The sequence below is a fragment of the Micromonospora sp. WMMD1102 genome (genome assembly GCF_029626265.1).
GTDB lineage: Bacteria > Actinomycetota > Actinomycetes > Mycobacteriales > Micromonosporaceae > Plantactinospora.
This window is the reverse complement of sequence record NZ_JARUBN010000002.1, coordinates 111,223-131,506: the sequence shown is the minus strand read 5'-3', so window position 1 is coordinate 131,506 and position 20,284 is coordinate 111,223. Positions and strand designations below refer to the sequence as shown.

The 20,284-nt window shown below is 69.5% G+C and carries 31 protein-coding genes, 13 tRNA genes and 1 pseudogene; 8 read left to right on the top strand and 37 right to left on the bottom strand.

The genetic code is table 11. The features are described from left to right. Positions 1 to 154 precede the first annotated feature (154 nt). A complete protein-coding gene (locus O7626_RS40740; RefSeq protein WP_278063025.1) occupies positions 155 to 727 on the top strand; it encodes a metalloregulator ArsR/SmtB family transcription factor in 573 nt (190 codons plus the stop codon). An 85-nt stretch (positions 728 to 812) separates the two neighbouring features. Further along, positions 813 to 2,087 (top strand): MFS transporter, encoded by a 1,275-nt coding sequence (locus O7626_RS40735; protein WP_278063024.1) that lies wholly within the window; start codon positions 813 to 815, stop codon positions 2,085 to 2,087. Here O7626_RS40735 and O7626_RS40730 read toward each other — a convergent pair. Then, a complete protein-coding gene (locus O7626_RS40730; RefSeq protein WP_278063023.1) occupies positions 2,068 to 2,271 on the bottom strand; it encodes a cold-shock protein in 204 nt (67 codons plus the stop codon). The two genes, O7626_RS40735 and O7626_RS40730, sit on opposite strands and share 20 nt — an antisense overlap. A 282-nt stretch (positions 2,272 to 2,553) precedes the next feature. On the opposite strand from O7626_RS40730, the gene O7626_RS40725 reads away from it, so the two are divergent. Next, positions 2,554 to 3,162 carry a VTT domain-containing protein gene (locus tag O7626_RS40725; RefSeq protein ID WP_278063022.1) on the top strand — a complete coding sequence of 203 codons (609 nt, stop codon included), beginning with the start codon at positions 2,554 to 2,556 and terminating at the stop codon, positions 3,160 to 3,162. Positions 3,163 to 3,415: 253 nt separating this feature from the next. Beyond that, positions 3,416 to 3,667 (top strand): hypothetical protein, encoded by a 252-nt coding sequence (locus O7626_RS40720; protein ID WP_278063021.1) that lies wholly within the window; start codon positions 3,416 to 3,418, stop codon positions 3,665 to 3,667. Positions 3,668 to 3,847: 180 nt separating this feature from the next. Here the strand turns inward: O7626_RS40720 and O7626_RS40715 are convergent. From O7626_RS40715 to O7626_RS40635, 17 genes and pseudogenes are all read right to left on the bottom strand, one after another. Next, a tRNA-Cys gene (locus O7626_RS40715) sits at positions 3,848 to 3,920 on the bottom strand. Positions 3,921 to 3,925: 5 nt separating this feature from the next. Then, positions 3,926 to 4,008 (bottom strand) — tRNA-Tyr (locus tag O7626_RS40710). Between the two features lie 47 nt (positions 4,009 to 4,055). Beyond that, a tRNA-Val gene (locus O7626_RS40705) sits at positions 4,056 to 4,128 on the bottom strand. Positions 4,129 to 4,130: 2 nt separating this feature from the next. Then, a tRNA-Met gene (locus O7626_RS40700) sits at positions 4,131 to 4,202 on the bottom strand. Positions 4,203 to 4,204: 2 nt separating this feature from the next. Next, positions 4,205 to 4,277: transfer RNA gene (locus O7626_RS40695), tRNA-Lys, on the bottom strand. A gap of 432 nt (positions 4,278 to 4,709) precedes the next feature. After that, on the bottom strand, positions 4,710 to 5,456 hold the full coding sequence (locus tag O7626_RS40690) for a hypothetical protein (protein ID WP_278063020.1): 747 nt from the start codon (positions 5,454 to 5,456) through the stop codon (positions 4,710 to 4,712). A 64-nt stretch (positions 5,457 to 5,520) separates the two neighbouring features. Continuing rightward, positions 5,521 to 5,594 (bottom strand) — tRNA-Pro (locus O7626_RS40685). 6 nt (positions 5,595 to 5,600) lie between these two features. After that, positions 5,601 to 5,673 (bottom strand) — tRNA-Arg (locus O7626_RS40680). A 12-nt stretch (positions 5,674 to 5,685) separates the two neighbouring features. Beyond that, positions 5,686 to 5,758 (bottom strand) — tRNA-Leu (locus tag O7626_RS40675). Between the two features lie 78 nt (positions 5,759 to 5,836). After that, a tRNA-Leu gene (locus O7626_RS40670) sits at positions 5,837 to 5,911 on the bottom strand. A gap of 6 nt (positions 5,912 to 5,917) precedes the next feature. Continuing rightward, positions 5,918 to 5,988: transfer RNA gene (locus tag O7626_RS40665), tRNA-Gln, on the bottom strand. Between the two features lie 36 nt (positions 5,989 to 6,024). Further along, positions 6,025 to 6,465 carry an HNH endonuclease gene (locus O7626_RS40660; RefSeq protein ID WP_278063019.1) on the bottom strand — a complete coding sequence of 147 codons (441 nt, stop codon included), beginning with the start codon at positions 6,463 to 6,465 and terminating at the stop codon, positions 6,025 to 6,027. A 50-nt stretch (positions 6,466 to 6,515) separates the two neighbouring features. Further along, positions 6,516 to 6,588, bottom strand: a tRNA-Gly gene (locus tag O7626_RS40655). Positions 6,589 to 6,596: 8 nt separating this feature from the next. Then, positions 6,597 to 6,670 (bottom strand) — tRNA-Leu (locus tag O7626_RS40650). A gap of 192 nt (positions 6,671 to 6,862) precedes the next feature. Then, positions 6,863 to 6,935: transfer RNA gene (locus O7626_RS40645), tRNA-Trp, on the bottom strand. Positions 6,936 to 7,398: 463 nt separating this feature from the next. Further along, on the bottom strand, positions 7,399 to 8,202 hold the full coding sequence (locus tag O7626_RS40640) for an alpha/beta hydrolase (protein ID WP_278063018.1): 804 nt from the start codon (positions 8,200 to 8,202) through the stop codon (positions 7,399 to 7,401). 66 nt (positions 8,203 to 8,268) lie between these two features. Continuing rightward, positions 8,269 to 8,547 (bottom strand): annotated as a pseudogene (locus tag O7626_RS40635) (MBL fold metallo-hydrolase); the annotation flags it as partial. On the opposite strand from O7626_RS40635, the gene O7626_RS40630 reads away from it, so the two are divergent. Beyond that, positions 8,482 to 10,032, top strand: a complete 1,551-nt coding sequence (locus tag O7626_RS40630; RefSeq protein ID WP_347404887.1) for a recombinase family protein — start codon at positions 8,482 to 8,484, stop codon at positions 10,030 to 10,032. The pseudogene O7626_RS40635 and the gene O7626_RS40630 sit on opposite strands and share 66 nt — an antisense overlap. Here the strand turns inward: O7626_RS40630 and O7626_RS40625 are convergent. From O7626_RS40625 to O7626_RS40550, 16 genes are all read right to left on the bottom strand, one after another. Next, positions 9,994 to 10,410 (bottom strand): hypothetical protein, encoded by a 417-nt coding sequence (locus O7626_RS40625; protein ID WP_278066746.1) that lies wholly within the window; start codon positions 10,408 to 10,410, stop codon positions 9,994 to 9,996. The two genes, O7626_RS40630 and O7626_RS40625, sit on opposite strands and share 39 nt — an antisense overlap. A 691-nt stretch (positions 10,411 to 11,101) precedes the next feature. Then, the gene (locus O7626_RS40620; protein ID WP_278066745.1) at positions 11,102 to 11,512 is read right to left on the bottom strand and encodes a winged helix-turn-helix domain-containing protein; all 411 of its coding nucleotides are present in this window, start codon (positions 11,510 to 11,512) and stop codon (positions 11,102 to 11,104) included. 245 nt (positions 11,513 to 11,757) lie between these two features. Beyond that, the gene (locus tag O7626_RS40615) at positions 11,758 to 12,000 is read right to left on the bottom strand and encodes a hypothetical protein (RefSeq protein ID WP_278066744.1); all 243 of its coding nucleotides are present in this window, start codon (positions 11,998 to 12,000) and stop codon (positions 11,758 to 11,760) included. Further along, a complete protein-coding gene (locus tag O7626_RS40610; RefSeq protein ID WP_278066743.1) occupies positions 11,993 to 12,211 on the bottom strand; it encodes a hypothetical protein in 219 nt (72 codons plus the stop codon). The genes O7626_RS40615 and O7626_RS40610 overlap by 8 nt, the downstream gene beginning before the upstream one ends. Beyond that, the gene (locus tag O7626_RS40605; RefSeq protein ID WP_278066742.1) at positions 12,208 to 12,825 is read right to left on the bottom strand and encodes a hypothetical protein; all 618 of its coding nucleotides are present in this window, start codon (positions 12,823 to 12,825) and stop codon (positions 12,208 to 12,210) included. Before O7626_RS40605 ends, O7626_RS40610 begins: the two co-directional genes overlap by 4 nt. Continuing rightward, positions 12,822 to 13,355, bottom strand: a complete 534-nt coding sequence (locus tag O7626_RS40600) for a hypothetical protein (protein ID WP_278066741.1) — start codon at positions 13,353 to 13,355, stop codon at positions 12,822 to 12,824. Before O7626_RS40600 ends, O7626_RS40605 begins: the two co-directional genes overlap by 4 nt. Continuing rightward, positions 13,348 to 13,860, bottom strand: a complete 513-nt coding sequence (locus O7626_RS40595; protein WP_278066740.1) for a hypothetical protein — start codon at positions 13,858 to 13,860, stop codon at positions 13,348 to 13,350. The genes O7626_RS40600 and O7626_RS40595 overlap by 8 nt, the downstream gene beginning before the upstream one ends. Next, positions 13,857 to 14,237 carry a hypothetical protein gene (locus tag O7626_RS40590; RefSeq protein ID WP_278066739.1) on the bottom strand — a complete coding sequence of 127 codons (381 nt, stop codon included), beginning with the start codon at positions 14,235 to 14,237 and terminating at the stop codon, positions 13,857 to 13,859. The genes O7626_RS40595 and O7626_RS40590 overlap by 4 nt, the downstream gene beginning before the upstream one ends. 5 nt (positions 14,238 to 14,242) lie before the next feature. After that, positions 14,243 to 14,689, bottom strand: coding sequence for a hypothetical protein (locus O7626_RS40585; protein WP_278066738.1), 447 nt, complete (start codon positions 14,687 to 14,689; stop codon positions 14,243 to 14,245). Further along, a complete protein-coding gene (locus O7626_RS40580) occupies positions 14,686 to 15,141 on the bottom strand; it encodes an AAA family ATPase (RefSeq protein WP_278066737.1) in 456 nt (151 codons plus the stop codon). Before O7626_RS40580 ends, O7626_RS40585 begins: the two co-directional genes overlap by 4 nt. A gap of 3 nt (positions 15,142 to 15,144) precedes the next feature. Beyond that, the gene (locus tag O7626_RS40575) at positions 15,145 to 15,468 is read right to left on the bottom strand and encodes a hypothetical protein (protein ID WP_278066736.1); all 324 of its coding nucleotides are present in this window, start codon (positions 15,466 to 15,468) and stop codon (positions 15,145 to 15,147) included. Then, on the bottom strand, positions 15,468 to 15,737 hold the full coding sequence (locus tag O7626_RS40570) for a hypothetical protein (RefSeq protein ID WP_278066735.1): 270 nt from the start codon (positions 15,735 to 15,737) through the stop codon (positions 15,468 to 15,470). The genes O7626_RS40575 and O7626_RS40570 overlap by 1 nt, the downstream gene beginning before the upstream one ends. A gap of 82 nt (positions 15,738 to 15,819) precedes the next feature. Beyond that, positions 15,820 to 16,299 carry a hypothetical protein gene (locus tag O7626_RS40565; RefSeq protein WP_278066734.1) on the bottom strand — a complete coding sequence of 160 codons (480 nt, stop codon included), beginning with the start codon at positions 16,297 to 16,299 and terminating at the stop codon, positions 15,820 to 15,822. A 184-nt stretch (positions 16,300 to 16,483) separates the two neighbouring features. Next, positions 16,484 to 16,705, bottom strand: coding sequence for a hypothetical protein (locus O7626_RS40560; RefSeq protein ID WP_278066732.1), 222 nt, complete (start codon positions 16,703 to 16,705; stop codon positions 16,484 to 16,486). Continuing rightward, positions 16,702 to 16,980 (bottom strand): hypothetical protein, encoded by a 279-nt coding sequence (locus tag O7626_RS40555; protein WP_278066731.1) that lies wholly within the window; start codon positions 16,978 to 16,980, stop codon positions 16,702 to 16,704. Before O7626_RS40555 ends, O7626_RS40560 begins: the two co-directional genes overlap by 4 nt. 12 nt (positions 16,981 to 16,992) lie before the next feature. Continuing rightward, positions 16,993 to 17,325, bottom strand: a complete 333-nt coding sequence (locus tag O7626_RS40550) for a hypothetical protein (RefSeq protein ID WP_278066730.1) — start codon at positions 17,323 to 17,325, stop codon at positions 16,993 to 16,995. 115 nt (positions 17,326 to 17,440) lie between these two features. Here O7626_RS40550 and O7626_RS40545 point away from each other — a divergent pair, with 115 nt between their 5' ends. Then, positions 17,441 to 17,650 (top strand): hypothetical protein, encoded by a 210-nt coding sequence (locus O7626_RS40545; RefSeq protein WP_278066729.1) that lies wholly within the window; start codon positions 17,441 to 17,443, stop codon positions 17,648 to 17,650. A 298-nt stretch (positions 17,651 to 17,948) separates the two neighbouring features. On the opposite strand, the gene O7626_RS40540 is transcribed toward O7626_RS40545, so the two are convergent. Then, positions 17,949 to 18,197, bottom strand: coding sequence for a hypothetical protein (locus tag O7626_RS40540; RefSeq protein ID WP_278066728.1), 249 nt, complete (start codon positions 18,195 to 18,197; stop codon positions 17,949 to 17,951). A gap of 240 nt (positions 18,198 to 18,437) precedes the next feature. Between O7626_RS40540 and O7626_RS40535 the strand changes: the two genes are divergently transcribed. Next, positions 18,438 to 18,707: a hypothetical protein gene (locus O7626_RS40535; RefSeq protein WP_278066727.1), complete on the top strand. Its 270-nt coding sequence runs from the start codon at positions 18,438 to 18,440 to the stop codon at positions 18,705 to 18,707. 170 nt (positions 18,708 to 18,877) lie between these two features. Here the strand turns inward: O7626_RS40535 and O7626_RS40530 are convergent, their stop codons facing one another. Further along, positions 18,878 to 19,192: a hypothetical protein gene (locus O7626_RS40530; protein WP_278066726.1), complete on the bottom strand. Its 315-nt coding sequence runs from the start codon at positions 19,190 to 19,192 to the stop codon at positions 18,878 to 18,880. 104 nt (positions 19,193 to 19,296) lie between these two features. Then, the gene (locus O7626_RS40525; RefSeq protein ID WP_278066725.1) at positions 19,297 to 19,575 is read right to left on the bottom strand and encodes a hypothetical protein; all 279 of its coding nucleotides are present in this window, start codon (positions 19,573 to 19,575) and stop codon (positions 19,297 to 19,299) included. Positions 19,576 to 19,786: 211 nt separating this feature from the next. On the opposite strand from O7626_RS40525, the gene O7626_RS40520 reads away from it, so the two are divergent. Continuing rightward, a complete protein-coding gene (locus tag O7626_RS40520) occupies positions 19,787 to 20,179 on the top strand; it encodes a hypothetical protein (protein ID WP_278066724.1) in 393 nt (130 codons plus the stop codon). The last annotated feature ends 105 nt before the right edge of the window (positions 20,180 to 20,284 follow it).

The following is a 20,284-nucleotide window of genomic DNA, read 5'->3' as shown; positions in this document are numbered from 1 at the left end:
GTTAGATCGGCTCGGTAGGACGTGCCGAGCGCTTCCGCTATCAGCCGAACCCGGTCTCCGGTCGATATCTGCCGGTCAGCACCGCCAGAACTGTGCAACCACTGTTGTGCAACAGCTGTTGCACAACAGTGGTTGCATGTGTGAGGCTGAGCGCATGAAGCGAGAAGTCCGCCAGGTGACCGACTCCCGGGTGCTGGCCGCGATGTCCCATCCGCTACGCCGACGTCTGATGGACGTGTTGAAGGTCTACGGCCCGGCCACCGTCAGCACGCTGGCCGAACGCACCGGACAGGCGGTGGCGAACGTCAGCCACCACCTCAGGGTGCTCGCCGCCGCCGACCTGGTGGCGGAGGCGCCGGAACTGGCCCGGGACCGCCGGGAGCGCTGGTGGCGGCTGGTCTCGTCCGGCCTGCGCTGGTCCGCCGCCGACTTCGCCGACGACCCGGCCAGCGAGGCCGTGCAGCAGGCGGCCGTCTCGCTGAACCTCGACCGCCAGGTCGGCCTGGTCCGGGACTGGCATGCCAGCGGGGAGGAGCAGCGGGCCGCCTGGGCGGAGGCGCCCTTCTCCACCGACCGCTGGCTGCGGTTCACCCCGGACGAACTGGTCGAGTTCGAGACCGAGCTGCACGCCCTGCTCTCCCGCTGGGGCGATCGGGAGCTACCCGACGACGGGCAGCACCGCGGCCCCGTCTTCTTCTTCGCCTACGGCGTCCCGGCCCAACCCTGAGCCAGCCCGACCCCTGCGCCCGCCGCCCCCCGGCCGCCGGGCGCGGGTCGAGCGCGGCCAGCGGGCCATCGGACGAGGAGGAAAAATGAGTTTGCTCCGGCAACGAGACTTCCGGCTGCTCTGGATCGGCCAGGGCGGCAGCACCTTCGGGGCCAGCGTCACCAGCGTGGCGCTGCCGCTGGTGGCGGTCGCCACCCTCGGCGCCAGCACCTTCCAGGTCGCGCTGCTGACCGCCGCCGCCTGGCTGCCCTGGCTGCTGGTCGGACTGCCGGCCGGCGCCCTGGTGGACCGGCTGCGCTGCCGGCCCGTGATGGTGACCTGCGACCTGGTCGCCGCGCTGCTCTTCGCCAGTGTGCCGGTCGCCGGCTGGCTCGGCGTACTCAGCGTCGGGCACCTGCTGGCCGTCGCGCTGGCCGGCGGAACGGTGAGCGTCTTCTTCAAGACCGCGTACCAGGTCTACCTGCCCACCCTGCTCGACCGGGCCGACCTGGCCGAGGGGAACGCGAAGCTCCAGGGCACCGAGGCGGTGGCCCAGGTGGCCGGGCCGGGTGTGGCCGGACTGCTGGCCAACCTGTTCGGTGCGGCGGCCGCACTGCTGGTCAACGTGTTCGGCTTCCTCGGCTCGGCCGCCTGCCTGCTCTCGATCCGGCGCCCGGAGCCACGCCGGGCCGCCGATCTGGACGCGGGTCTCGGCCAGCAGATCGCCGAGGGGGTACGCTTCACCGCCCGCGACCCCTACCTGCGGGTACTCACCGTCTGGGGGGCCGTCAGCAACCTCGGGCTGATCGGCTACCAGGCGATCCTGGTCGTCTTCCTGGTCCGCGAGGTCGGGCTGGGCCCGGGCACGGTCGGCGCACTTGTCGCCGTGATGAGCGCGGGCGGGGTCGTCGGAGCCGCCGTCGCCACCGCGCTGTCCCGGCGCCTCGGCAGTGCCCGCGCGCTGCTGCTCTGCGCCCTCGGCGCGGAACCGTTCGGCCTGCTGATCCCGCTGACCGCCCCCGGAGCCCGGCTCGGGCTGGTGGTGCTGGCCGGGGTGGTGATCGGTGCCGGAGTGGTGGCCGGAAACGTGATCAAGGCCGGCTTCCGGCAGGCGTACGTGCCGCACCGGCTGCTCGGCCGGGTCAGCGTGACCATCCAGGTGGTCAACCTCGGCACGATGCCGCTCGGCGCGGTGCTCACCGGCGCCCTCGGTACGGCACTCGGCCTCCGCCCGGCCATGTGGGTACTCACCGGCGGGCTGGCACTGACCGGACTGATCCTGCTGTTCGGCCCCCTGCGCAAGCGCCGTGACCTGCCGGAGGAGCCGGCCGTACCGGCCCACCCGGCGCGGCCCGAGCTGGTCAGCGCGGCTGGACGTTAGCCGCCTGTGGACCCTTCTCGCCCTGCGTGACGTCGAACTCGACCTTCTGTCCCTCGTTCAGCTCCCGGTAGCCGGACGATGCGATCGCGGAGTAGTGGACGAACACGTCCGGTCCTCCGCCGTCCTGCTCGATGAAGCCGAAGCCCTTTTCCGAGTTGAACCACTTGACGGTTCCGGTTGCCATTGGTGTCTCCTTAGCGGCGCGCCTGGTGCGTGGCCCGCCCTGTACGCCACCGACAGTAGCCTCCCGGGATAGCCGGTGCGGGCGGAAGTCGGGAGTCGTACCAACCTCCGGCCGGTCGGGTCGGCCTCCGGTGGGTCGGGTCGACCTCCGGCGAGCGGGGACGTCCGTCGGCCTACGCCGGACGGCGCGGAGTCACCCCTAGATCGGCTCAGGGTCGCCCGTGCCGCCAACCAGGGCTCGCCCCGGATGTCCGGATGCCGCCACCTCCGTAACGTTCCTGACGTGGCGGACTGGCTGGTTCAGGTGGGGGAACTGCCGTCGTGGATCTTCCTGACGGTGCTCGGCGGGGTCATGTTGCTGGACGCGATACCGCTGCTCGGCGTACTCGTACCCGGTGACGTGGCGGTACTGGCCGCGGTGGGGGTGGGCAGGCCGGCCAGTCTGGGGGCGTTCCTGGCGGTGATCGCCGGCTGTCTCGGCGGCTGGTCGCTCACCTTCTTCGCCGGCCGGCGGTTCGGTGCCCGGTTGCGGCGCAGCCGTACCGGGGGGTGGATCGGGGAGGCACGCTGGGTGGCCGCCGAGCGTATTCTCGGCAGCGGCGGGGGCCGGATGGTGATGGTGGCGCCGTTCCTGCCGGTACTGAACGCGGTACTGCCGCTGGCCGCGGGTGGGCTGCGGATGTCGTACCGGCGGTTCCTGGGTTTCGCGGCGATCGGTGCGGTGCTCTGGGCCGGCCTCTACATGGTGCTGGCCATCCTGGCCCGCTCGCTCGGCGGACTGTTGCCGGGGGAGTCGTTCGCGCTGCTCGGCACGGTGGGCGTCGGGATAGTTCTCGGCGGGGTCGTCCTGCTGGGGGTACGCCGCCGACTCGGCTCGACGGTGCAGGGCTGACCGGGCCGGGCTGGCTGGGGGCGGCGAGCTGGCTGGGGGCGGCGAGCTGGCTGGGGGCGGCGAGCCGGCTGGGCCGGGAGCAGACCGCGGGGCAGGGGGCGGCGAGCTGGCTGGGTGGGGAGCAGACCGGGGGGCGCCGGAGCCGGCCGGGCGGCTTGCGGGGGGACCGGGGGGATCGGGTGGTGCCGGCCGGGTGGGGCCGCCGGCCGGCGCCACCCGGGGGCACGGGTCGCGGCTGGCATACTGGGCTGCCATGCTGTTGTCGCGGCCTTGGGCCGGCTTCCTGGTCCTGGTCGGCGATTGGACCTGGGTGATCTGGCCCCGGTTCGCCGTCGCGATCTGGAACGATGCCCGGGCGTGGTCGACCGGGGAGATCGGGCAGGGCAGCCCGACGGGTTTCCTCTGGGTGCACGCGCTGTTGATCGCGGCGTCCCTGGCGATCGGCACCACCGTCGGCGTCCTCGGCGTACGGGCCTGGCGGGCGGGTCGCACTCCGCGACCCTGACCGGTTCCCGGAGCCGAGCCGTGGCCGGGCGGTCGGGGCCGGCCGGCGTTCCCCCGTCACCACAACCATCGCCGGCCGGCGAGTCATGGGCCCCCGGTGTCGAACCGGGCACACCGCCAGAATGAGTGGCGGCCGAGCAGCCAACGCCCGCGCCCATGGCATCCACAGTGGATGGCATCGAGACCTCGCCGGGAGTCGAACCCGCATCACCCGCTTTGCAGGCGGGGCGCCCCACCGGGGACGAGACGAGGCCGGGCGTGCGGGTGGGAGGATTCGAACCTCCTGCGCGCGAGGCACCTGTTTTACAGACAGGCCCGACTCTCCGACGTCGGCGCACCCGCTCGGGCGACCGGCGGTACCTGTACGTGTTCCGAGCTGGACTCGTACGTGTTCCGAGCTGGACTCGAACCAGCGGCCTTCGCGATGTCGACGCGATGCTCTTCCGACTGAGCTACCGGAACGGGAGCGGGACCGGGAGTCGAACCCGGGACCTGCGGCTTATGAGGCCGCCGCGCTACCACTGCGCCACCCCGCGAGTACGCCGCCGGGGACTCGAACCCCGAACCCACGCATTAAGAGTGCGTTGCTCTCACCATTGAGCTAGCGGCGCCTGGACGTCCCGCCACGAGGCGGGGGCTCGTCAAGAGTTGGCGGACCCCCGGGGTATGCCCTGCCCCGGGGGCCCTCGAATTCCACCCGTTCGCACGCCAGCGGCGTTTAAGCTCCACGATCAGTCTGCGGTCGACGTGCTTTGCCATTAAGCGACCGCCGCAGGGAGAGCGGCAGACTGGACTCGAACCAGCATCTCGTCGAGATTGTCGTGGTCGGTAGGTCTGGCGATGGGTGGGGGTGCTGAGTCTGGAGCGATAGTCTCAGCCTGCTCGGCGCCGGCCTGCCTCTGCCAGTTGGGCCACCTCGGCCCGGAGTGCCGAGGGGAGGACTCGAACCTCCACTGGAACCGTCGCCTTCGATGAGTCTGACAGGTCAGCCTCAGTCTCGACGCTCGTCGCGCCACCCCCGCTCCACGGGGGTGTATGGGAGGCTACCCGAAGAGGTAGCCGAACACCTCGTCGCCGACGGTGCGGTCCTCGACGGTGCTGCTGTTCGCCTCCTCGCGGGCCACCTTCACCGCCTCCAGCAGCCTGTCGACCCGGCCGCGCAGCAGCTTGACCCGCTCCGCCGGCAGCGCGCCGGAGAGCTTCACCGTGGTCCAGGTGCCCACCGGTACGTCCTCGGTGTAGACCTCGACCTGCGCCGGGTGCTTCTCGGTCGCCTCGGCCTTGACGTGGTTGCGGTGCACCTTGCGCATCTTCTGCGTCTGGCTCGGCGTACTCGCGTAGCAGCCCCGGTCGGGGTCGAACTCCCACCGCTCCGCCGCGTCCAGGGTGGCCAGCCCGTCGACGAAGGTACGCAGGTCGACGAGCTGCTTCTCCAGGAAGAGCAGATAGGTGACCGGTGCCTCCCGGACCAGCGTCCGGCCGTCGACCACGACGTCGGCCTTGGCGGTGGCGTTTCCGGTGTCCTGGAGGAACTGGAGGTCGAAGAGCCGACCCATGGTGGTGGCGACCTCGTCGAGAACCTCCTGGACGGTGTACTGCACCCGGGTCGACTCCGGCGGCAACTGCTCCCGGATGTCGTCGGCGAACGGCTGGTAGGTCCGGGAGATCCCGGACAGCGGCGGCGCCTTCTGAGTACGCCGGTGCGCGTCGGTCAGTTCCCGCTTGGCCTGCGGCTTGAAGCCCTGCACCAGCGCGTTGACCTTGTGCAGTTCGGTGGGGTTCGGCACCATGATCCTCTCGGTCTCGTCGGGCAGACGATAGTCGTCGTCGCCGGCTGCGGCGACCCTGTCGAAGTCGGGACGGCCGGATTCGAACCGACGGCCTCCGCACCCCCAGTGCGGCGCGCTGCCAAGCTGCGCCACGTCCCGATGTCGTGCCCCTGGGAGGATTCGAACTTCCGACTCCCTGGTTCGTAGCCAGGCGCTCTGTCCACTGAGCTACAGGGGCTTGAAACGGACGTACCCGGAGCAGGAGTCGAACCTGCAACACACCGGTTCTGAGCCGGCGGCCTCTACCGTTGGGCTACCCGGGCATGCGTGGAGTGACGCGGGATCGAACCGCGCACGCGAAGCTTGCAAGGCAACGCTGTGCACCAGCACCCACCCCGAAGTGCCCTCGGCGCGACTCGAACGCGCACGTGACCAGGCCCTCGACCTGGTGCCTCTGCCAATTGGGCCACGAGGGCATCGCGCTTCCGGACGAGGATTCGAACCTCGGTCGCCTGAGCCAGAGTCAGGTGTCCTGCCGTTGGACGATCCGGAAAAGGCGGCCGGCGGGGGAGAATCCGCCGGCCGGCCGTCAGCGCCGGGTCAGCGCGGCCCAACTCGGGACCGTCGCCGCCGACCGCAGCACCATGCCCGCCTCGGCGGGGGTGCGGTCGGCCTTGCGCTGATTGCAGCCGTCGCAGGACGCGACGGTGTTGGTCCAGGTGTTCCGGCCACCGCGGGAGCGGGGCAGGATGTGGTCGACGGTGCTGGCGTGGCCCCCGCAGTAGCCGCACCGGCGGCCGTCCCGGGTGAGCACGCCCGACCGGGACCAGGCCGGCCCCGAGCTGAACCGCCACCTGGTGACGACGTACCTGACCAGCCGGACGACGGTCGGCACCGGGTACACCCCGATCAGCCGGTCCGGTACGGCCTCGTGCACCTCGGCGACCCGCCGGACCAGCATCCGTACGGCGTGCCGGAGACTGACCCGGTGGAGCGGGCCGAGGTCGGCGTTGATGACCAGGACGTCCACCGGAAACCTCCTTCTCGCGTCGACGTCACGGAACTCTGGAAAGTGTTCGGAGCGGCTACCGGGATTCGAACCCGGGACCTCCACCATGGCAAGGTGGCGCGCTGCCAGCTGCGCTACAGCCGCACGGGAAATGCTCCGGGTGCGATTCGAACGCACACTGTGCGCGTTTTGAGCGCGCTGCCTCCTGCCGTTGGGCTACCGGAGCGGATGGTTTCGTCCGGGACCCGAGAATCGAACTCGGTTTCTCCTGTACCCAAAACAGGCGGGTCAGCCGTCTCCCTCGCCCCGGATCCGCCCGGCCGGCGCGGTGGTACGGCGCCGGCCGGGCATCGGTAATGCCATCCACTGTGGAGTTCTCAAGTTGGTGCCGTGTCCGCCGGTCGAGACCGGGGAGAAGCAGGGGTGACAGGACTCGAACCTGCAACCTTCGGATTTGGAGGCCGCTGCGCTGCCAGTTGCGCCACACCCCTGTGCGGATCGTGCATGGCGGAAGAGAATGCGTGGCAAAGAGAGAATGCGTGGCAGGAAAACATGCGTGCTCAAGGAACGCGCACGGTAAGAGAAACGCCGCCCGGTCCCGGGTCCGGGAGGGCGGCGTGGACGCGATGGATTCGCGTTACGTCCGCCAGCCGCCCAGCTCGGCACATTCGCCGGCGCTGCGTAGGACGGGGTGCCCGAGCGTGGCACAACCCGCCGAGCCGGACGGCAGTCGCCGCCACGCTCGCGATGAGGTCTGCCACAACATCGGATGCTCCCTGTCGCTCGCTGTCGATTCGGTGTCGGTTTGTTGATCGCTGTGGTAACTACGGTAGGGGTGACTCCGGTAACCGGGCAACATCTTTTTCGACTTTCCCGGGCACTTTCGGATTCCGGGCCGGAATGCCTGCTCGCCGGCACCGGGCACACCGGTGCCGGCAGGCGTCCACACCGGGGTCAGGAGTCCTGCTCGACCAGCCGGTTCACGGCGGCGGCCACCGCCTCGGGGGCCTGGGCCTGCGGGAAGTGGCCCACGCCGGGCAGCATCACGACCTCGGCCCCCAGTTGCTCGCCGATCCAGTGCGCTTCGGCCGCCGGGTCCTTCCAGTCCACGTCGGCGGCACCCATCAGCACGACGGCCGGGGCGGACACCTCGGGCAGCCGCTGCCGGGCCGGCTCGTGCGAGGTGCGGGTGGTCCGGACGAAGGCCCGCCAGTGTCCGGGCCGGCGCAGGTTGTCGCGGACCCGGGCGAGGTGTTCGGCGTACCCCTCGGGCTTGGTGCCGGGCACCCACTTCGGGTAGTACCCGAGGAAGGCCGCCGGGCCCCAGGGCCGGACGAGCATGATCCGGAAGAGCAGGTTCAGTACTGCCGCGCCGGCGGGCTGCCGGACGAACGGGCCGAGCAGGACGAGGCCGCGTACCTTGGCCGGGGCGTCGGCGGCGGCGATCACGGCGGCGCCGGCTCCCATCGAGTTGCCGACCAGGTACGCCGGCCCGCCGAGTTCGTCGGCGAGCCCGAGTATGTCGCTGGCGAGCGCCACGTCGTCGTACCCGGAGAAGCTGGTGTCGCTGTCGCCGTGTCCCCGGATGTCCAGCACCGCCACCCGGTAGCCGGCCGCGACCAGTTTCGGGGCCAGCAGCCGGTACGACTGGCGCAGTTCGCCCATCCCCGGGGAGCAGATCACCAGCGGCCCGTCGCCGTCCCACAGCTCGTACGCGATGCGCCCCTCCGGGCGGCGGAGATACCGGGTATCAGTCATAGCTTAAAAGCTACACTCATTAGCCAAGCTCGCCAACGGCCGCCATCCCCGGTACCCGCCGGGGGTTCACCAGCCCCGGGCGCGCCACTCCGGTAGCGACGGCCGTTCGGTGCCGAGCGTGCTGTCCCGGCCGTGTCCCGGATAGAACCAGGTCTCGTCCGGCAGCCGGTCGAAGATCTTGTGCTCCACGTCGTCGATCAGCGAGCCGAACCGCACCGGGTCGCGGTCGGTGTTGCCGACCCCGCCGGGGAATAGCGGGGGACCTCTCTGGGCAATAAGATGACGGGCATGGCGCTGTACGAGGACTACCTGTACGCCCGCATCTCCGACGACGAGTTGGCGACCGAGAAGGGCGTCACCCGACAACTACGGGACGGCCGGGACCTGTCCGCCCGGCGGGGTGGGCACATCGCGGGCGAGTTCAGCGACAACGACATCGCCGCCCTGAGAGGGGCGCCGCGACCAGACTTCGACCGGTTGATGGCTGCGGTCGCCGCACCCAACCCGACCGGTGTGCAGCGCCGCATCGTCTGCGTCCACACGTCCCGGTTGTGGCGGAACCGAGTCGAACGGGCGCACGGCATCGACACCCTCGGCAAGCTCGGGATCATCATCCTGTGCACCAACGGTCCCGAACTCGACCTACGGACCGCCAGCGGGCGGATGATCGCCGGGATGCTCGGCGAGACCGACACCGGCGAGAGTGAAGTCAAAGCTGAACGGGTCTACGACGCGGCGAAGGAGCGGGCCGAGGAAGGCCGCGCCAACGGCGCCGTCCTGTACGGCTGGTCCCGGATCTACGAGTACGACCGCCGGGGCAAGACGGCCGGGAAGGTGATCGGGTTCCGGGACGAGGAGAAACACGCTGAGGCCGATGTCGTGCGGTGGATCGTTGACGAACTGCTCGCCGGTAAGTCCCTCGCCGCTGTCCGCGACGACCTGAACCGGCGACGTGTCCCAGCGCCGGGGGCGGGGCACCGGCGGAAGCGGCGGGCGAAGGGGCAGGCCGAGGACGGCAGCCGGTGGGGGAAGACGTCGGTGAAGAAGCTCGCGATCCGACCGGCGAACATCGGCCTGCGGATTTACCACCGTGGCCGCCCGGACGAGGCGCTGATCCCCGCCGCCTGGCCGAAGATTGTCGACCCGGACAAGCATGACCGGGTTGTCGCGCTTCTCACCGACCCTAGCCGGACCATCGAACGCCCCGGGTCCCGGCAACATCTGCTGACGTGGGGTGTCGGCGAATGCGGGGTGTGCGGGGCGCATCTGCGGGTCGCAATGCGCGGAAACTCCCGGCACGGACGCCGGCAGCAGTTGTACGTGTGCGAGGCGAAAGGGTGCGTGGGTCGGAACCTGGCGGCGGTGGACCGGTACGTCGAGCATCAGATGGTGGCGCTGATGCGGCGCCCGGACGTCGCCGACCTGCTGTCGGGTTCGTCGGCGAAAGCGGCGGAGGCGTTGACGCGGGTGACGACACTGCGGGCCCGGTTGACGCAGGCGGCGAACGACTACGCCGACGGGCATATCGAGTCCGCACAGTTGCGGATCATCACCGGCCGATTGAAGCCGCAGTTGCAGGAGGCGGAGGCGGAGGCGAAAGCGCACCGACCGTCGCCGCACCTGGAGTTGGTGATGGCGACGGTCGGCGACCTGGCCGAGCAGCGGTGGAAGTCGTTGGACCTCAACCAGCGGCGGGCGGTGATGCAGGCGTTCGGGGTGCGGGTCGTTGTCCGGCCGATGCAGCGGCGTGGGCCGGGGTTCGATCCGGCATCGGTGCGTTTTCTGCCCCGGTCAGCCGACGTTGCCGTTACGGCGCCCGTCACGGACTAGCTTGATCACCTCGGCGGGGGTGGCAAGGTTTTCGATGTCCTGCTTGGCTGCTGTCGCGACACCCCGCCAGTAGCCGGCCTCGTTCGCCGCTTTCAGCGCGTCCTCGCTTGCCCGTTCGACGCAGGCTTCGAGACTTTTGATGCGGTCCAGGATGGGGCGGGCGGCGACGGCTGCGCACCACAGGCCGATGGGGACGAGGGCGAGGAGGATGACGACGACGGCCCAGATCGGGGACAGGCCGTGCGGGGGTTCGCCGAAGGTGCCGGAGCTGACGAGGGCGTAGTAGGCGATTGCGGTCACGGTGGTGAACAGGGCGAGTGAGCCGCAGATCATGCCTGCGATGAAGTGACGCGGGACGTCGCGGTCGGGGCTGGTCATTGGGGCTGACTCCAAAGCTCTTGCCGAAGGGAGGTTGGAGGCGTTCGGGTGCCTCTCTGCCGCGTGGGGTGGTTGGCGGCGGTGACGCGACCATCATCGGTGGTCGGTCGGGGGGTGGTGCGAGGGGTCAGCGTGGAGGGTGTGTGGGTGGTGCGGCGTTGGTGAGGGCGGGGATGCGTCCTCTGGTGGTGCGGGTGGTTCGGTGTCGCCGCACTGTTGGTCACCTCCGTGTGGGGTGTGTTGTGAGCTTCCGACTGTGCCCCGCCGGTGATGATCTAGCAACGGTGAGTGAGTCTTGGACGTTGAGGCTGGTCGGGCGTAGGTGGGTGCCCGTTTGGTGGGTTGTTAGGTCATCCTTGGTCGGATTCGGATGATCCGTTGCGGGTCGTTGGTGATCAGTTGTGGGCTCGACGGTAATCGATTGACGTCCGGGCGGTGAACAGTTGTTGACCGTCAGGTGACCTGCGGGTTGATTGCCGGTCGGCAACAATGTGGGAGCGTGCCCAAAGTGCGGCCAGGTCGGTGCCTCGCCTGACGCGTTGACCGAGACCTGCCAGCCGTCGCGGCGTGGAACTTCCACGAGAGCGCAGACGGGAACCCGACAGTCCCGCCGACCGGACCGCACATAGTGAAAGATCTTCCAACTTCGGTCGAAACCGCAGCGATCAGTCACCCGGGCAGGGAGCGGACCCTAACCGTCGATCCGCAGCCGGTACCGGTCCGCCGGATACACCTGACCCGCACCGTCCTCATCGACCACGACGAACACCGGAACACCCTCCGGCAACTCCCACGTCTCCACCTCAGCCGGGGACGGCATGCGGATGTCAACACTGGCGCCGGGGCCGGCGGGCACGTCTTCTTTCTCGCCGACCTCCCGCACGACGACACCATAACCAACAATGTGCGTCGCCAACCCCTCGCTGCGCAGCGCCCGGACCGCCTTCGAGACAGTGCCCCGGGCCAGCCCGTACGTCTGCCGCAACGTCTGCTCCGACGGGACCAGAGCGCCGGGGGCGAGCTGCCCGGACATGATCTGATCCCGCAGCAGGGCGGTCAGTTTGGCGGCGGTGTCGATACGCGGCCCGCCCGGAACGATCACAGGCGGAGGTTATGTCCCGACGTTTAGACGCCTACCGGCGTAGCCGACTAGACGACCCCTACCGGCCGGTCACTAAAGTCGGCCGTCTTCGGCGAGCTGTTCCAACATCACCCCGGCGACGCTCGAACTGCCTGCGGACCAACGGCTGCTCGTCGCAGTCACAGGAACCACCGCCGTGCGCGGCCTCATGCAGCACCTCGCCGTACCGAATCACGTCGTCGGGGTCGACCGGGCGGACCTTCGAGTCACGACGAATCCCCGAACGCGAACCGATACGTCTGCTCCCGCGCTTCGTGGCACTCAGGGCACCAGCACGTGCGCCACGCCCACACCACGTAGCCCGTCAGCGCCGTGCCGATCACAACCGTCCGGCGACCCCACTCGTCACCGCCGAAGACCGGCACGCCGAGCTTGTGCCACCACGCCGGGTCGAACTCGCCGGCCGGGTACGTCCACAGCCGCCGAATCGGCCACTCGGTCTCAGCCATTGGGTGTCTCCTCAGGGATAGAAGGAACCGGCAAGTCGGCTGGGAAGACGAGATCAACCGTCTGCGTCGCAGCGAGCGGGTCGCCGTACCGGTCGATCAGCTCGCGTACCCAGCGCTGGGATTGCTCCTGGTCGCAGGTGATGCCGTGGACGGTTCCTCGCCGCCAGTTGACGACCACGAGCACGCGAACGGCTCGGCTGTAGTCGGTCACGGCGTCTCCTGGGTGGAAGGAACCGGACGCCACGGACCAACCCACGACCCGCCGTCACGCTGAACGACCTCGGCAGACACGATTTGATGCGGGCCTTCGGCCCGACGCTTCGCGTAGAACTCGGCCCTGTCCTCAGCCGCACGCTGCGAGCACTCGGACACCCACGAAGACCCGTCGGCCCGGGTGAACCGGACACCGAACTGAGTCGCGGTGCGGGCGCCAACGGGAAGCAGCCGACCGGCCCCAGCCAACGCGGTCAGGGCATCGACGGCCAGCTCGACCATCTCATCCGCCCGGTATGGCACACCCCATTCGCCGTTGACCTTGGCCATTTGGGCCGCCATCCGCTCGTTGCCTGCGGCGGCCAGAGCGGCGGCGACGAGTTCGACGTCGGCGGGGTTCGGGGCGGTCACCGGCTCGACCGCGTGCGCGGCCTCCCAACGAGCACGGGCGGCAGCAGTGACCGGCACGCCTTTGCACGAGTGGATCGCCGGCCAGATGAACTTGCCGCAGCGGTCGCATTCCTGCCGGCCGTCGCCCGGGTCGGTGTGCGGGTGGTCCGCCGGTCGCCGCTCGAAGTTGGGCTTGCTCGGTGCGGTGTCGTACTCGCTCACCGGTCGGCTCCCCGACTACTGGGCTTGACCGCGTAGGGCACCGGATCGACGTCGGTGGGGCGACCGGCCAGCAGTTCACGAAGCGACCAGACGTCAACCTCGCCGTCGCCGTGGTTGCCGATGTGCTCGCGGACTCGATCGAGCAACGCCCGGTCTTCGGCTGCTGCGGTACGACCAGCAGCCACGGCAGCATCGACCGCCGCCCGGAACGTCGGGCTAACCGCACACTCCTCCGGATCTACCGGGTCGATGCCGACGGCGATGGACAGGTACAGGTCATCAGAGTTGGTCGGCGGGGTACGACCAGCAGCCAGCCCAGCGGCGTACGCGGCGCCGCCGACCGCGTACAGAGCGTTGTTGACAGCGGCCAGCATCCGCTCGTCAACGACCTCGGATACGGCCCAGCCCAGCTCGTTGGCCCGGCGTTCGACCATCGGCCAGAACGTGTTGAGTGCGAGCTTGCGCACCTCGGCCGCGCCCGGGTACGGCTCACCCGACGGGCCGGCGGGGATGGGGGTTTTCTCAGCCACGGTCGTCTCCTCCGGTGCGTCGAATCAAGGTGTCGATGTGCTCCCGCGCCCGGGTACGGATCTCGTCCGGGTCGGCGCCCTGCGAGCGAAGCCATGCGTCGGTGACCGGATCGGTCCCGTGTGGCCACGGAAGCCGGCCAACAGCCGGGGAGTGGGCGGATCCCTCGGCGGGAACAGCCGACCCCGCAGCGGGGCTGTCATCGGCCGCAGCGACACGTCCTGCTACGTCCTCGGCAACGATGGCCGACGTGCCAGCCCCGGTATCGCGAAGTTGGGCAGCGTACCGGCGGATCTCCTTATCGATTTTCCGGCGCTCGTCGGCTCGGATCCGGGCGTCTCGGGCGGGCAGGTCCAGCGCCAGCGCGCCAACCTCATCGAGGGCAGCGAGCACACGGCCAGCACGTTCGTAGTCAACCGACGTTGCTGTTCCGCCGCCCAGCGCAACGGCGGCGGCGTCAACCCAGCGAGCCGGGTACTCCTCGGGGGTGGGGATGTGAGTACTCACCGGCCACCACCCGACGGCAGATTGGCGCGATCCCAACGCCGCGCCCGCCACCACCGGTATCGCTGATACAGCGACCGCCGTCCGGTCAACATCTCGTGCTCGACGTCGCGCCGCATCTTCCGCTCCGCCGCAGCGGGGGTAAGTCCACGCCGGGCGAACCGCTGCCCCTCGGCCTCGGCCTGCCACGGCTGGCGCAGCCAGTCCTTCGGGTTGACGAGCCAGCGGCGGATGTAGCTCCAGATTCTGCGGGCGTACGCCGACCGGGAGACGCGCCGGCCGTCGGGCTGGCGGCCACGCAGGAAGCACAGCCACAGTCGCGCGGGCACGAATCGGCGGGTCCACCCGATCCGGTAAGCGTCGATGCGTTCGGTGGTCATGGTGCTCACTCCTTAATCTCAGTCACGGCAGCCATCGGCCGGTCCACAGGATGTCCAGCGAGCGTGACCAGCAGATCCGCCGCACACTCGTCACTGACGAAACCAACCTCGCGGCCCAGCTTCGCAACCTCGATCACCACCCGAGGCAGCGCGTGCGGGAACACCACCAAGCCGTCGACCGCCTCCACCCGAACAAGCCGGCCGGCGTCCAGCAGTAAACGCGCGAACTGTTCAGCGGCGTCCGACGACAGGCAACGTAGGTGGTGCACCGGAACCCGGCTCTTGTACTTCACGCGGAGGCGGGCGTTGATCTGCTTCTGGGTAGGCGGCTCGTAGCCGTGAAAGTCCTTGCCCGGAACCCACCGCTGGCCGTGGTCCCGCTGGCCGACACCACACCAGCGGCAGCCCATCGGAGTCGGAGCCTGCTCGTGACGAACGCGGATCGCCTTCACACCGCCACCGACCTTTCGGCAAGGTGCCGCTCCCACATGCCCCTGATCACGTCCTCGCCGACCCGGGCCGTACCGGTCCGCTGGGCGTCACGGGCGATGCACACCTCGACCGGCACATGCCGAAAGTCGACGACCTCGAAGGTGGCGCCAGCCCGGCCGGCGAACTGCCGCAGGCTGTGCAGCGTCTTGTCCGGAAGGCACGTCTCATCCACGATCACGTCCACGCCACGCCGCAGCAGGGACATCACCATCGCGTTCCGGGCGGCGACGATGATCCGCTCCGTGCCGGGGGAGTCCTTGCCGGCCTTGACGTGCGTCGAGTCGTGCCCCATCGCCCGCAGGTCGTCCCGGTTCACCCGGTACCGGCCGGTCGGGTTCTCGGCCACCCAACGCCGGGCGAACGTGCTCTTTCCGCTGCCCGGGAGGCCGCGAGTGACCAGCAGTCTCGCCATCGGTCAACACCCCCTCGTCGGCTGCTTAGTCGAGTACTCCAACCGCACCCGACACGGCTCCACATGGCGGGGCGGATCGTCCCGGAACTCGATCCACCCGGAACCCTGGGTAAACGGGATCCGGCTCTCGTGAAGTCGACGTACCCGATCCTGCTGCGCCTCGTCTGCGGTGCCGTAATGGCAGGCCATCGTGTCCCGCCGGGTGACCCCGTCGTCGTAGGTGCGGATCTGCGTCAACCAGTACGTCGGCGCATCCGACCTTGGCGCCGGTTCGTTACCGCGCCGTACCACGCCGATCGTCCACGGCCCGGCCAGGTCGGCGCCCATCAACGCCGCCCCTCGTTGGCAATCGGGGCCACGTACACGTCACGAGGGGCGTCGTACACCCAACCGCCGACCCGCCGCCAGCCGCGTGCGGTCAGCTCGCGGTCGGCACCACGCTTGAAGTACGGGCTGTTGTCCCGGTCCCGCCAGTCGTCGGCTCCGTCGCCGAGAACGTTGATCCGCTCGGCCGGGGCGCCGGGCTGGTGGTTGTCGCCGGTGAGCTTGAGATCGGTATAGAACCCGCCGATCGACAGGGTGGCAGTAGTGAACATGGGCACCTCCGATGTGTCGGTGGGAGTCTGGGCCGCTACCGCTCGTGCCGGTATTGCAGGGTCCGGCACGGCGGAACGCGGATCAGGCGTCGGCAGTCGCGGTCTTGAACGGCACCTCGCGCCACTCGCCGCCCGGCTCGTCGCGGGCCAGCAGCGCCCACCCCGACCGGTCCGCGTTCGGCTGGTACTCCGGCCACGACACGGTCAGCAGTTCGACCGCATACTCCCGCGTCTCCGTCGGAACGACGCGGTTCTCGTCCCGAGCGGCCCACAGGCAGCGACGGTCCGGCTCCTCCAATGCCAGGTCGTACAGGCGGGTGTACTCGGCGTCGGGCAGCCCGTCGGCCTCCCGAGCGAAGCTGGCCGCGTGACGGCAGGCCGCCCGCCGTTCCAGGCTGGTGAGGCGCGGGTCGTCGAAGTACTTGACCGGGTAGTTCTCGACGGCGTACCCGGCACCCTCGTACTCCCGCTTGTGCAGGTGCAGTAGGGCGGCGCCCTTGTCGAGGTCGGACATCTCGGCCCAGCTCGGCAGGGCAACAGGCTCGGGGATCAGGTTGGTCATGTGGTCTCCGTTCGGTTGGGTGTAGCGCTGGACTTCGCCTCCCAGACCTGGAAGGCGGCTCGGTCTCTACAGAACGGGCAGGTGTCGTCCGGGCGGACCGTCGGGTGTTCGTCGCAGTAGGCGTGGTTCTCCAGACGGTCAGCCAACTGGTCGGCGATCTCCCGCCACGACGGCTCCCCGTCCATCAGTCGTCCTCGGGAATGCAGGTGAGGCAGTCAACGGCCGGCGTGTCCGGGTGGTCGACGCAGCGGATCAGCGCCTCGTGGCCGGGGCCAAGGTGGTTGTTCACGTAGTTGGCCGGGTCGATGCCGTCCGGAACCGGCACCTCGCGGCCCTGCCGGTCGATGACGATCAGCGGTAGGCCGGCGGCGCCGCACCGGTCCTGGTGCTCCATGCTGCGGTTCACCGCCGCGCGACCTGCGAGCAGAAGTCGGGCTCGTGCTGCCCGTTGGGGCGACCGCACTCGCCACAGTGCGGGATTCCGCGCCTCTCGAACTGGGTTTCGATCACCGACAGCACCTTGAGGGCATCCGTGAAGTCGCCCGTCTGGTCCGTCGGCGTTCCCCGCAGGAGCGCGAACGTCATGTCGTGCATCTCGACGAGCTGCGCGTTGGTCGCTGAGTCGAGGGCGGCAACCATCTTGGCGCGGACCTTGGTGTTGTGCTCGATGCTGCGGTTCATCGCGTTCGCCGATCAGGGCTTCGCGTCGCGCATCGACAGGAACACGGTGTCGTCCGGCGCGAACCGAAGAGTCGCCCCGTTCGAGTTCGAAACCTGGCCGTTGTAGATCGTTACGACGATCAGGTCGTTGACCGGCTGGGCGTCAGCGACAAGGACGTAGTTGGTGCTCGAACCGACCCGCATGAGGTCGCCGTCGCGCAGGTCACTGGCCGGGACAGGCTGGTGCTGGAGTCGCGGCACCGCCGCGTGGTCAGCCGGACCGGAGTGGAAGTAGGCGACGTCGTCGCTGGTGTCAGCGCTACTGAGGCCGGCGCCGCACGTCCGGCAGGTGAAGGTGGCGGGCATCTCGACTCCCTCGACTTCAAAAGTGGACTCCACTTATAGTATCGCAGGGAGGTAAGAAGTGGAAGCCACAACGTGGCAGACTGATCAAGTGCCAGACCGACACCGCGACCCGACCGTGACCGTTCGGCCAACCGAGCAGGTCAAAGAGCAGGCCAGCGCGATGCTCGACGAGCACAACCTAACCGTCCAGGCGTACCTACTTGCCTGCCTCGCCGAACTACTGGCCGAACCCGAACGGCGCATACGAGAGGTCGAGCCGTACGTACCACCACCAAAGCCCAGTGGTCGACCACCGAAGAAGCGGAAACCCGACAGCGGCCCGTGACCCCCGACCGGGCGACAGACGGTTAGCCGGCCGCCGCAAGCCGATCAACCGGCGCCGATTGATGACCGGTCGACCCTCGCCGCACTCGGCTGACTGCCGCCGACCTGATCAACCGGTAGCCGCCGATCTCCGTGACCGCCACACTCCAGCAGGTGACCCGGAAGAAGAACTTCGCAAGCAGCGGAGCCGGATTCGCGGTATTCGTACTCCTCCTCTGTTGCGGTGGCACCACTGTCATCGGCGCCATTGGTGGCGCCTTCAGCGACGACAAGCCGACCAGCAGCCAGCAGGCGAGCAGTCAAGGAATCTTCAGCAACTCGACCCCACGGGCTGACCCGACGGCCGAGGCGGCAACCTCGACCCCCGAGCGGACCACCGTCAAGCCCACCCCGAAGAAGTCCACCAGCAGGCCGACCCCCCGGAAGACCACGGCCAAGCCGAAGAAGGCGACGAAGAAGCCGTCTCCGGCGGTCCGGTCCGGCGTCCACCCGGGCGCGTTCTGCTCTCCTTCCGGTGCACTCGGCCGCACGTCGACCGGGAAGCTCATGGTGTGCAAGTCGTCGGCGACTGATCCTCGACGTAGGTGGCGGGCAGCCTGACGCTCGTACCGAACGGAGCCCGGCATCGGACTGGTGGTGCCGGGCTCCGTCGTACCGGCGACCGTAAATCCCCCGACCGTCGCCATCCGTGGGCAACCAGCCGACCCCGCCCTGCCCCCGAACCCGAGGCCAGCACACGTCACACCGGGGTAGACAGGAAGGCACGCCGCCGGTCGAAGGAGATCGCGATGCCCGTCCACATGCTGCCGGACCCCGAACAGACCGAGTACTTCATGCAGCGCGTCAACGACATCCACGGGCGCGGGTGGGCGATGGGCTGGATGCACCGCTGGACCGTCGAAGCGTCCCGGGAGCATGCCGCAGCCTGCCGAGACGAGGACTGCGCGACGTGCCGGAACTTCGTCAGCGCCCTGTCGCTGTTCGCGGCGCTGGCCGCGACCATGCCGGACACTCCGGGGCTGCGGGAGACGTTGAACCGGTTGCACCGGGACGGCTAACGCGGCTCCCACAGCTCGCGCCCGTCGAGCGCGTGATGAATAACCAGCCACCCCATTGACCCGTCCGGGCGGGGTACCGGCTCCGTGGTCGGCCCGCACGGGCAGTCGTCAACCTCGTGGTCGATCAGGTCCGCCCGGGGCATTACATGCGGGTCGCCGTCGCCCACGGGTCAGCTCGCCGCCGACCTGGCTGAGCGCAGCCAGTCGCCGAGGTAGGCGTGGATCCGCTCCACCTGCTCCCGGTCGAGTACCACGGTCGCGTCCCCGCCCGGCCCGTGCAGCGACAGGCGCAGCCACGGCCACACCGTACGGTCGCCGTCCGACAGGTCCCGGCCGTCGCGGCTGATGTGGCCCGGGATCTGGCACAGCAGCAGCACCCCATCCCGGGCGTCGTTGTCGGCAGGTAGGACGTGTGAGCCCTGGTAGAGGATCGGGGCCGGCTCCTCAACGCCGTCGAGCGGGAGGGCGGTGGCGTAGATGGACACACGTCCAGTGTGCCGCCCTGTCGGACCCGGTACCTACCGTGCAGGGCAGGCGGCCCCGACGAACCCCGCATCATCACCCACAGTCGGGGCCACCCCCCGAACGTTTACGCGGCGAGCTGGGATGCGACCGGCCGGCACACGTTGGCGGCGACGTCATGGCCCCAGTCGAGGTCGACGACCGCATCCCAAAGCAGGATCCCGTGCAGTGGGTGCAGGCACGGCAGGGTCATCCACTCGGCGGCGATGGTGCCGGTAGGCAGCGGTCCGGGCGGGGTTTCGTGTCGTTCGAGGACGGGGGCGCCGGTGGTGGTGACGAGGCGGGCGAGGGCGGTCAGGTCTGTGCCGCAGTGGGGGCACCTGCGGCGGTGCAGGTTCTCGTCCATCGCCCGACCTTCGCTCGCGTTCACCCGCCCCGGTACCCGTCGGTAGCCTCGTGATCGCGAACGGGCGTTCAGGGTGGGATCCGCCAGCAGGACTATCCCAGCCTGCGAATAGCCCGAACGGTCGACCGGCACCTCCAACATCACGACGGGAAGCTGTCGCGTCGCCGACAGTGAATGGTCCTCGCGTCCCGACCGCCCGCATCATCTGCCGATGGACAACGACACCGATCCCGACGACCTTGACCAGACGGACGACGGCGGGCCGCCGACGCGGATGCCGTACCCGGTGAAGGTCGCCGCCTTCCTCCTCGGCACCCTCGCCGTGTTCGCCGGGTTCGCGTCGATCGCCAACACCATCGGTGACACTGGTCGAACCCACGCGGTGGTGTTCCTCGGAACCGTCGCGTTGGCCGCTGTCGTGGCCGTTGTCGGCCTGTTCCGGGCCCGGCGGTGGGGGAGCTACCTCGGGTTCGGTGTGGCGCTCCTCGTAGCCCTGGCCACGCTTCGCACCGTCGGAACGGCCGTCGTCGGGATCGGATTCCTCGCCGCGATCATGGGCACGCTCATGACCCGCAGCGCGAAGGACTGGCTCGGGTTCGCGTGACCTACCGGTCCGGTAGCCACCGTAAGTCGTCCGCGTGCGCGGCTAGTTCTCGCCACACCTGCCGAGCATCCCGGCCCTTCATGCGACGCATGTATGGAGGGGCGT

What these genes read in the sequence shown, in the direction of transcription:
- O7626_RS40555 (WP_278066731.1), bottom strand. Translation starts at nt 16,980, where the DNA reads ATGAACCGCAGCATCGAGCACAACACCAAGGTCCGCGCCAAGATGGTT.
- O7626_RS40550 (WP_278066730.1), bottom strand. Translation starts at nt 17,325, where the DNA reads ATGCCCGCCACCTTCACCTGCCGGACGTGCGGCGCCGGCCTCAGTAGC.
- O7626_RS40575 (WP_278066736.1), bottom strand. Translation starts at nt 15,468, where the DNA reads ATGGGCGCCGACCTGGCCGGGCCGTGGACGATCGGCGTGGTACGGCGC.
- O7626_RS40730 (WP_278063023.1), bottom strand. Translation starts at nt 2,271, where the DNA reads ATGGCAACCGGAACCGTCAAGTGGTTCAACTCGGAAAAGGGCTTCGGC.
- O7626_RS40570 (WP_278066735.1), bottom strand. Translation starts at nt 15,737, where the DNA reads ATGTTCACTACTGCCACCCTGTCGATCGGCGGGTTCTATACCGATCTC.
- O7626_RS40630 (WP_347404887.1), top strand. Translation starts at nt 8,482, where the DNA reads ATGACGGGCATGGCGCTGTACGAGGACTACCTGTACGCCCGCATCTCC.
- O7626_RS40535 (WP_278066727.1), top strand. Translation starts at nt 18,438, where the DNA reads ATGCCCGTCCACATGCTGCCGGACCCCGAACAGACCGAGTACTTCATG.
- O7626_RS40735 (WP_278063024.1), top strand. Translation starts at nt 813, where the DNA reads ATGAGTTTGCTCCGGCAACGAGACTTCCGGCTGCTCTGGATCGGCCAG.
- O7626_RS40625 (WP_278066746.1), bottom strand. Translation starts at nt 10,410, where the DNA reads ATGACCAGCCCCGACCGCGACGTCCCGCGTCACTTCATCGCAGGCATG.
- O7626_RS40520 (WP_278066724.1), top strand. Translation starts at nt 19,787, where the DNA reads ATGGACAACGACACCGATCCCGACGACCTTGACCAGACGGACGACGGC.
- O7626_RS40690 (WP_278063020.1), bottom strand. Translation starts at nt 5,456, where the DNA reads ATGGTGCCGAACCCCACCGAACTGCACAAGGTCAACGCGCTGGTGCAG.
- O7626_RS40580 (WP_278066737.1), bottom strand. Translation starts at nt 15,141, where the DNA reads ATGGCGAGACTGCTGGTCACTCGCGGCCTCCCGGGCAGCGGAAAGAGC.
- O7626_RS40640 (WP_278063018.1), bottom strand. Translation starts at nt 8,202, where the DNA reads ATGACTGATACCCGGTATCTCCGCCGCCCGGAGGGGCGCATCGCGTAC.
- O7626_RS40540 (WP_278066728.1), bottom strand. Translation starts at nt 18,197, where the DNA reads ATGAGCTTCCCGGTCGACGTGCGGCCGAGTGCACCGGAAGGAGAGCAG.
- O7626_RS40720 (WP_278063021.1), top strand. Translation starts at nt 3,416, where the DNA reads ATGCTGTTGTCGCGGCCTTGGGCCGGCTTCCTGGTCCTGGTCGGCGAT.
- O7626_RS40565 (WP_278066734.1), bottom strand. Translation starts at nt 16,299, where the DNA reads ATGACCAACCTGATCCCCGAGCCTGTTGCCCTGCCGAGCTGGGCCGAG.
- O7626_RS40740 (WP_278063025.1), top strand. Translation starts at nt 155, where the DNA reads ATGAAGCGAGAAGTCCGCCAGGTGACCGACTCCCGGGTGCTGGCCGCG.
- O7626_RS40525 (WP_278066725.1), bottom strand. Translation starts at nt 19,575, where the DNA reads ATGGACGAGAACCTGCACCGCCGCAGGTGCCCCCACTGCGGCACAGAC.
- O7626_RS40615 (WP_278066744.1), bottom strand. Translation starts at nt 12,000, where the DNA reads ATGGCTGAGACCGAGTGGCCGATTCGGCGGCTGTGGACGTACCCGGCC.
- O7626_RS40590 (WP_278066739.1), bottom strand. Translation starts at nt 14,237, where the DNA reads ATGACCACCGAACGCATCGACGCTTACCGGATCGGGTGGACCCGCCGA.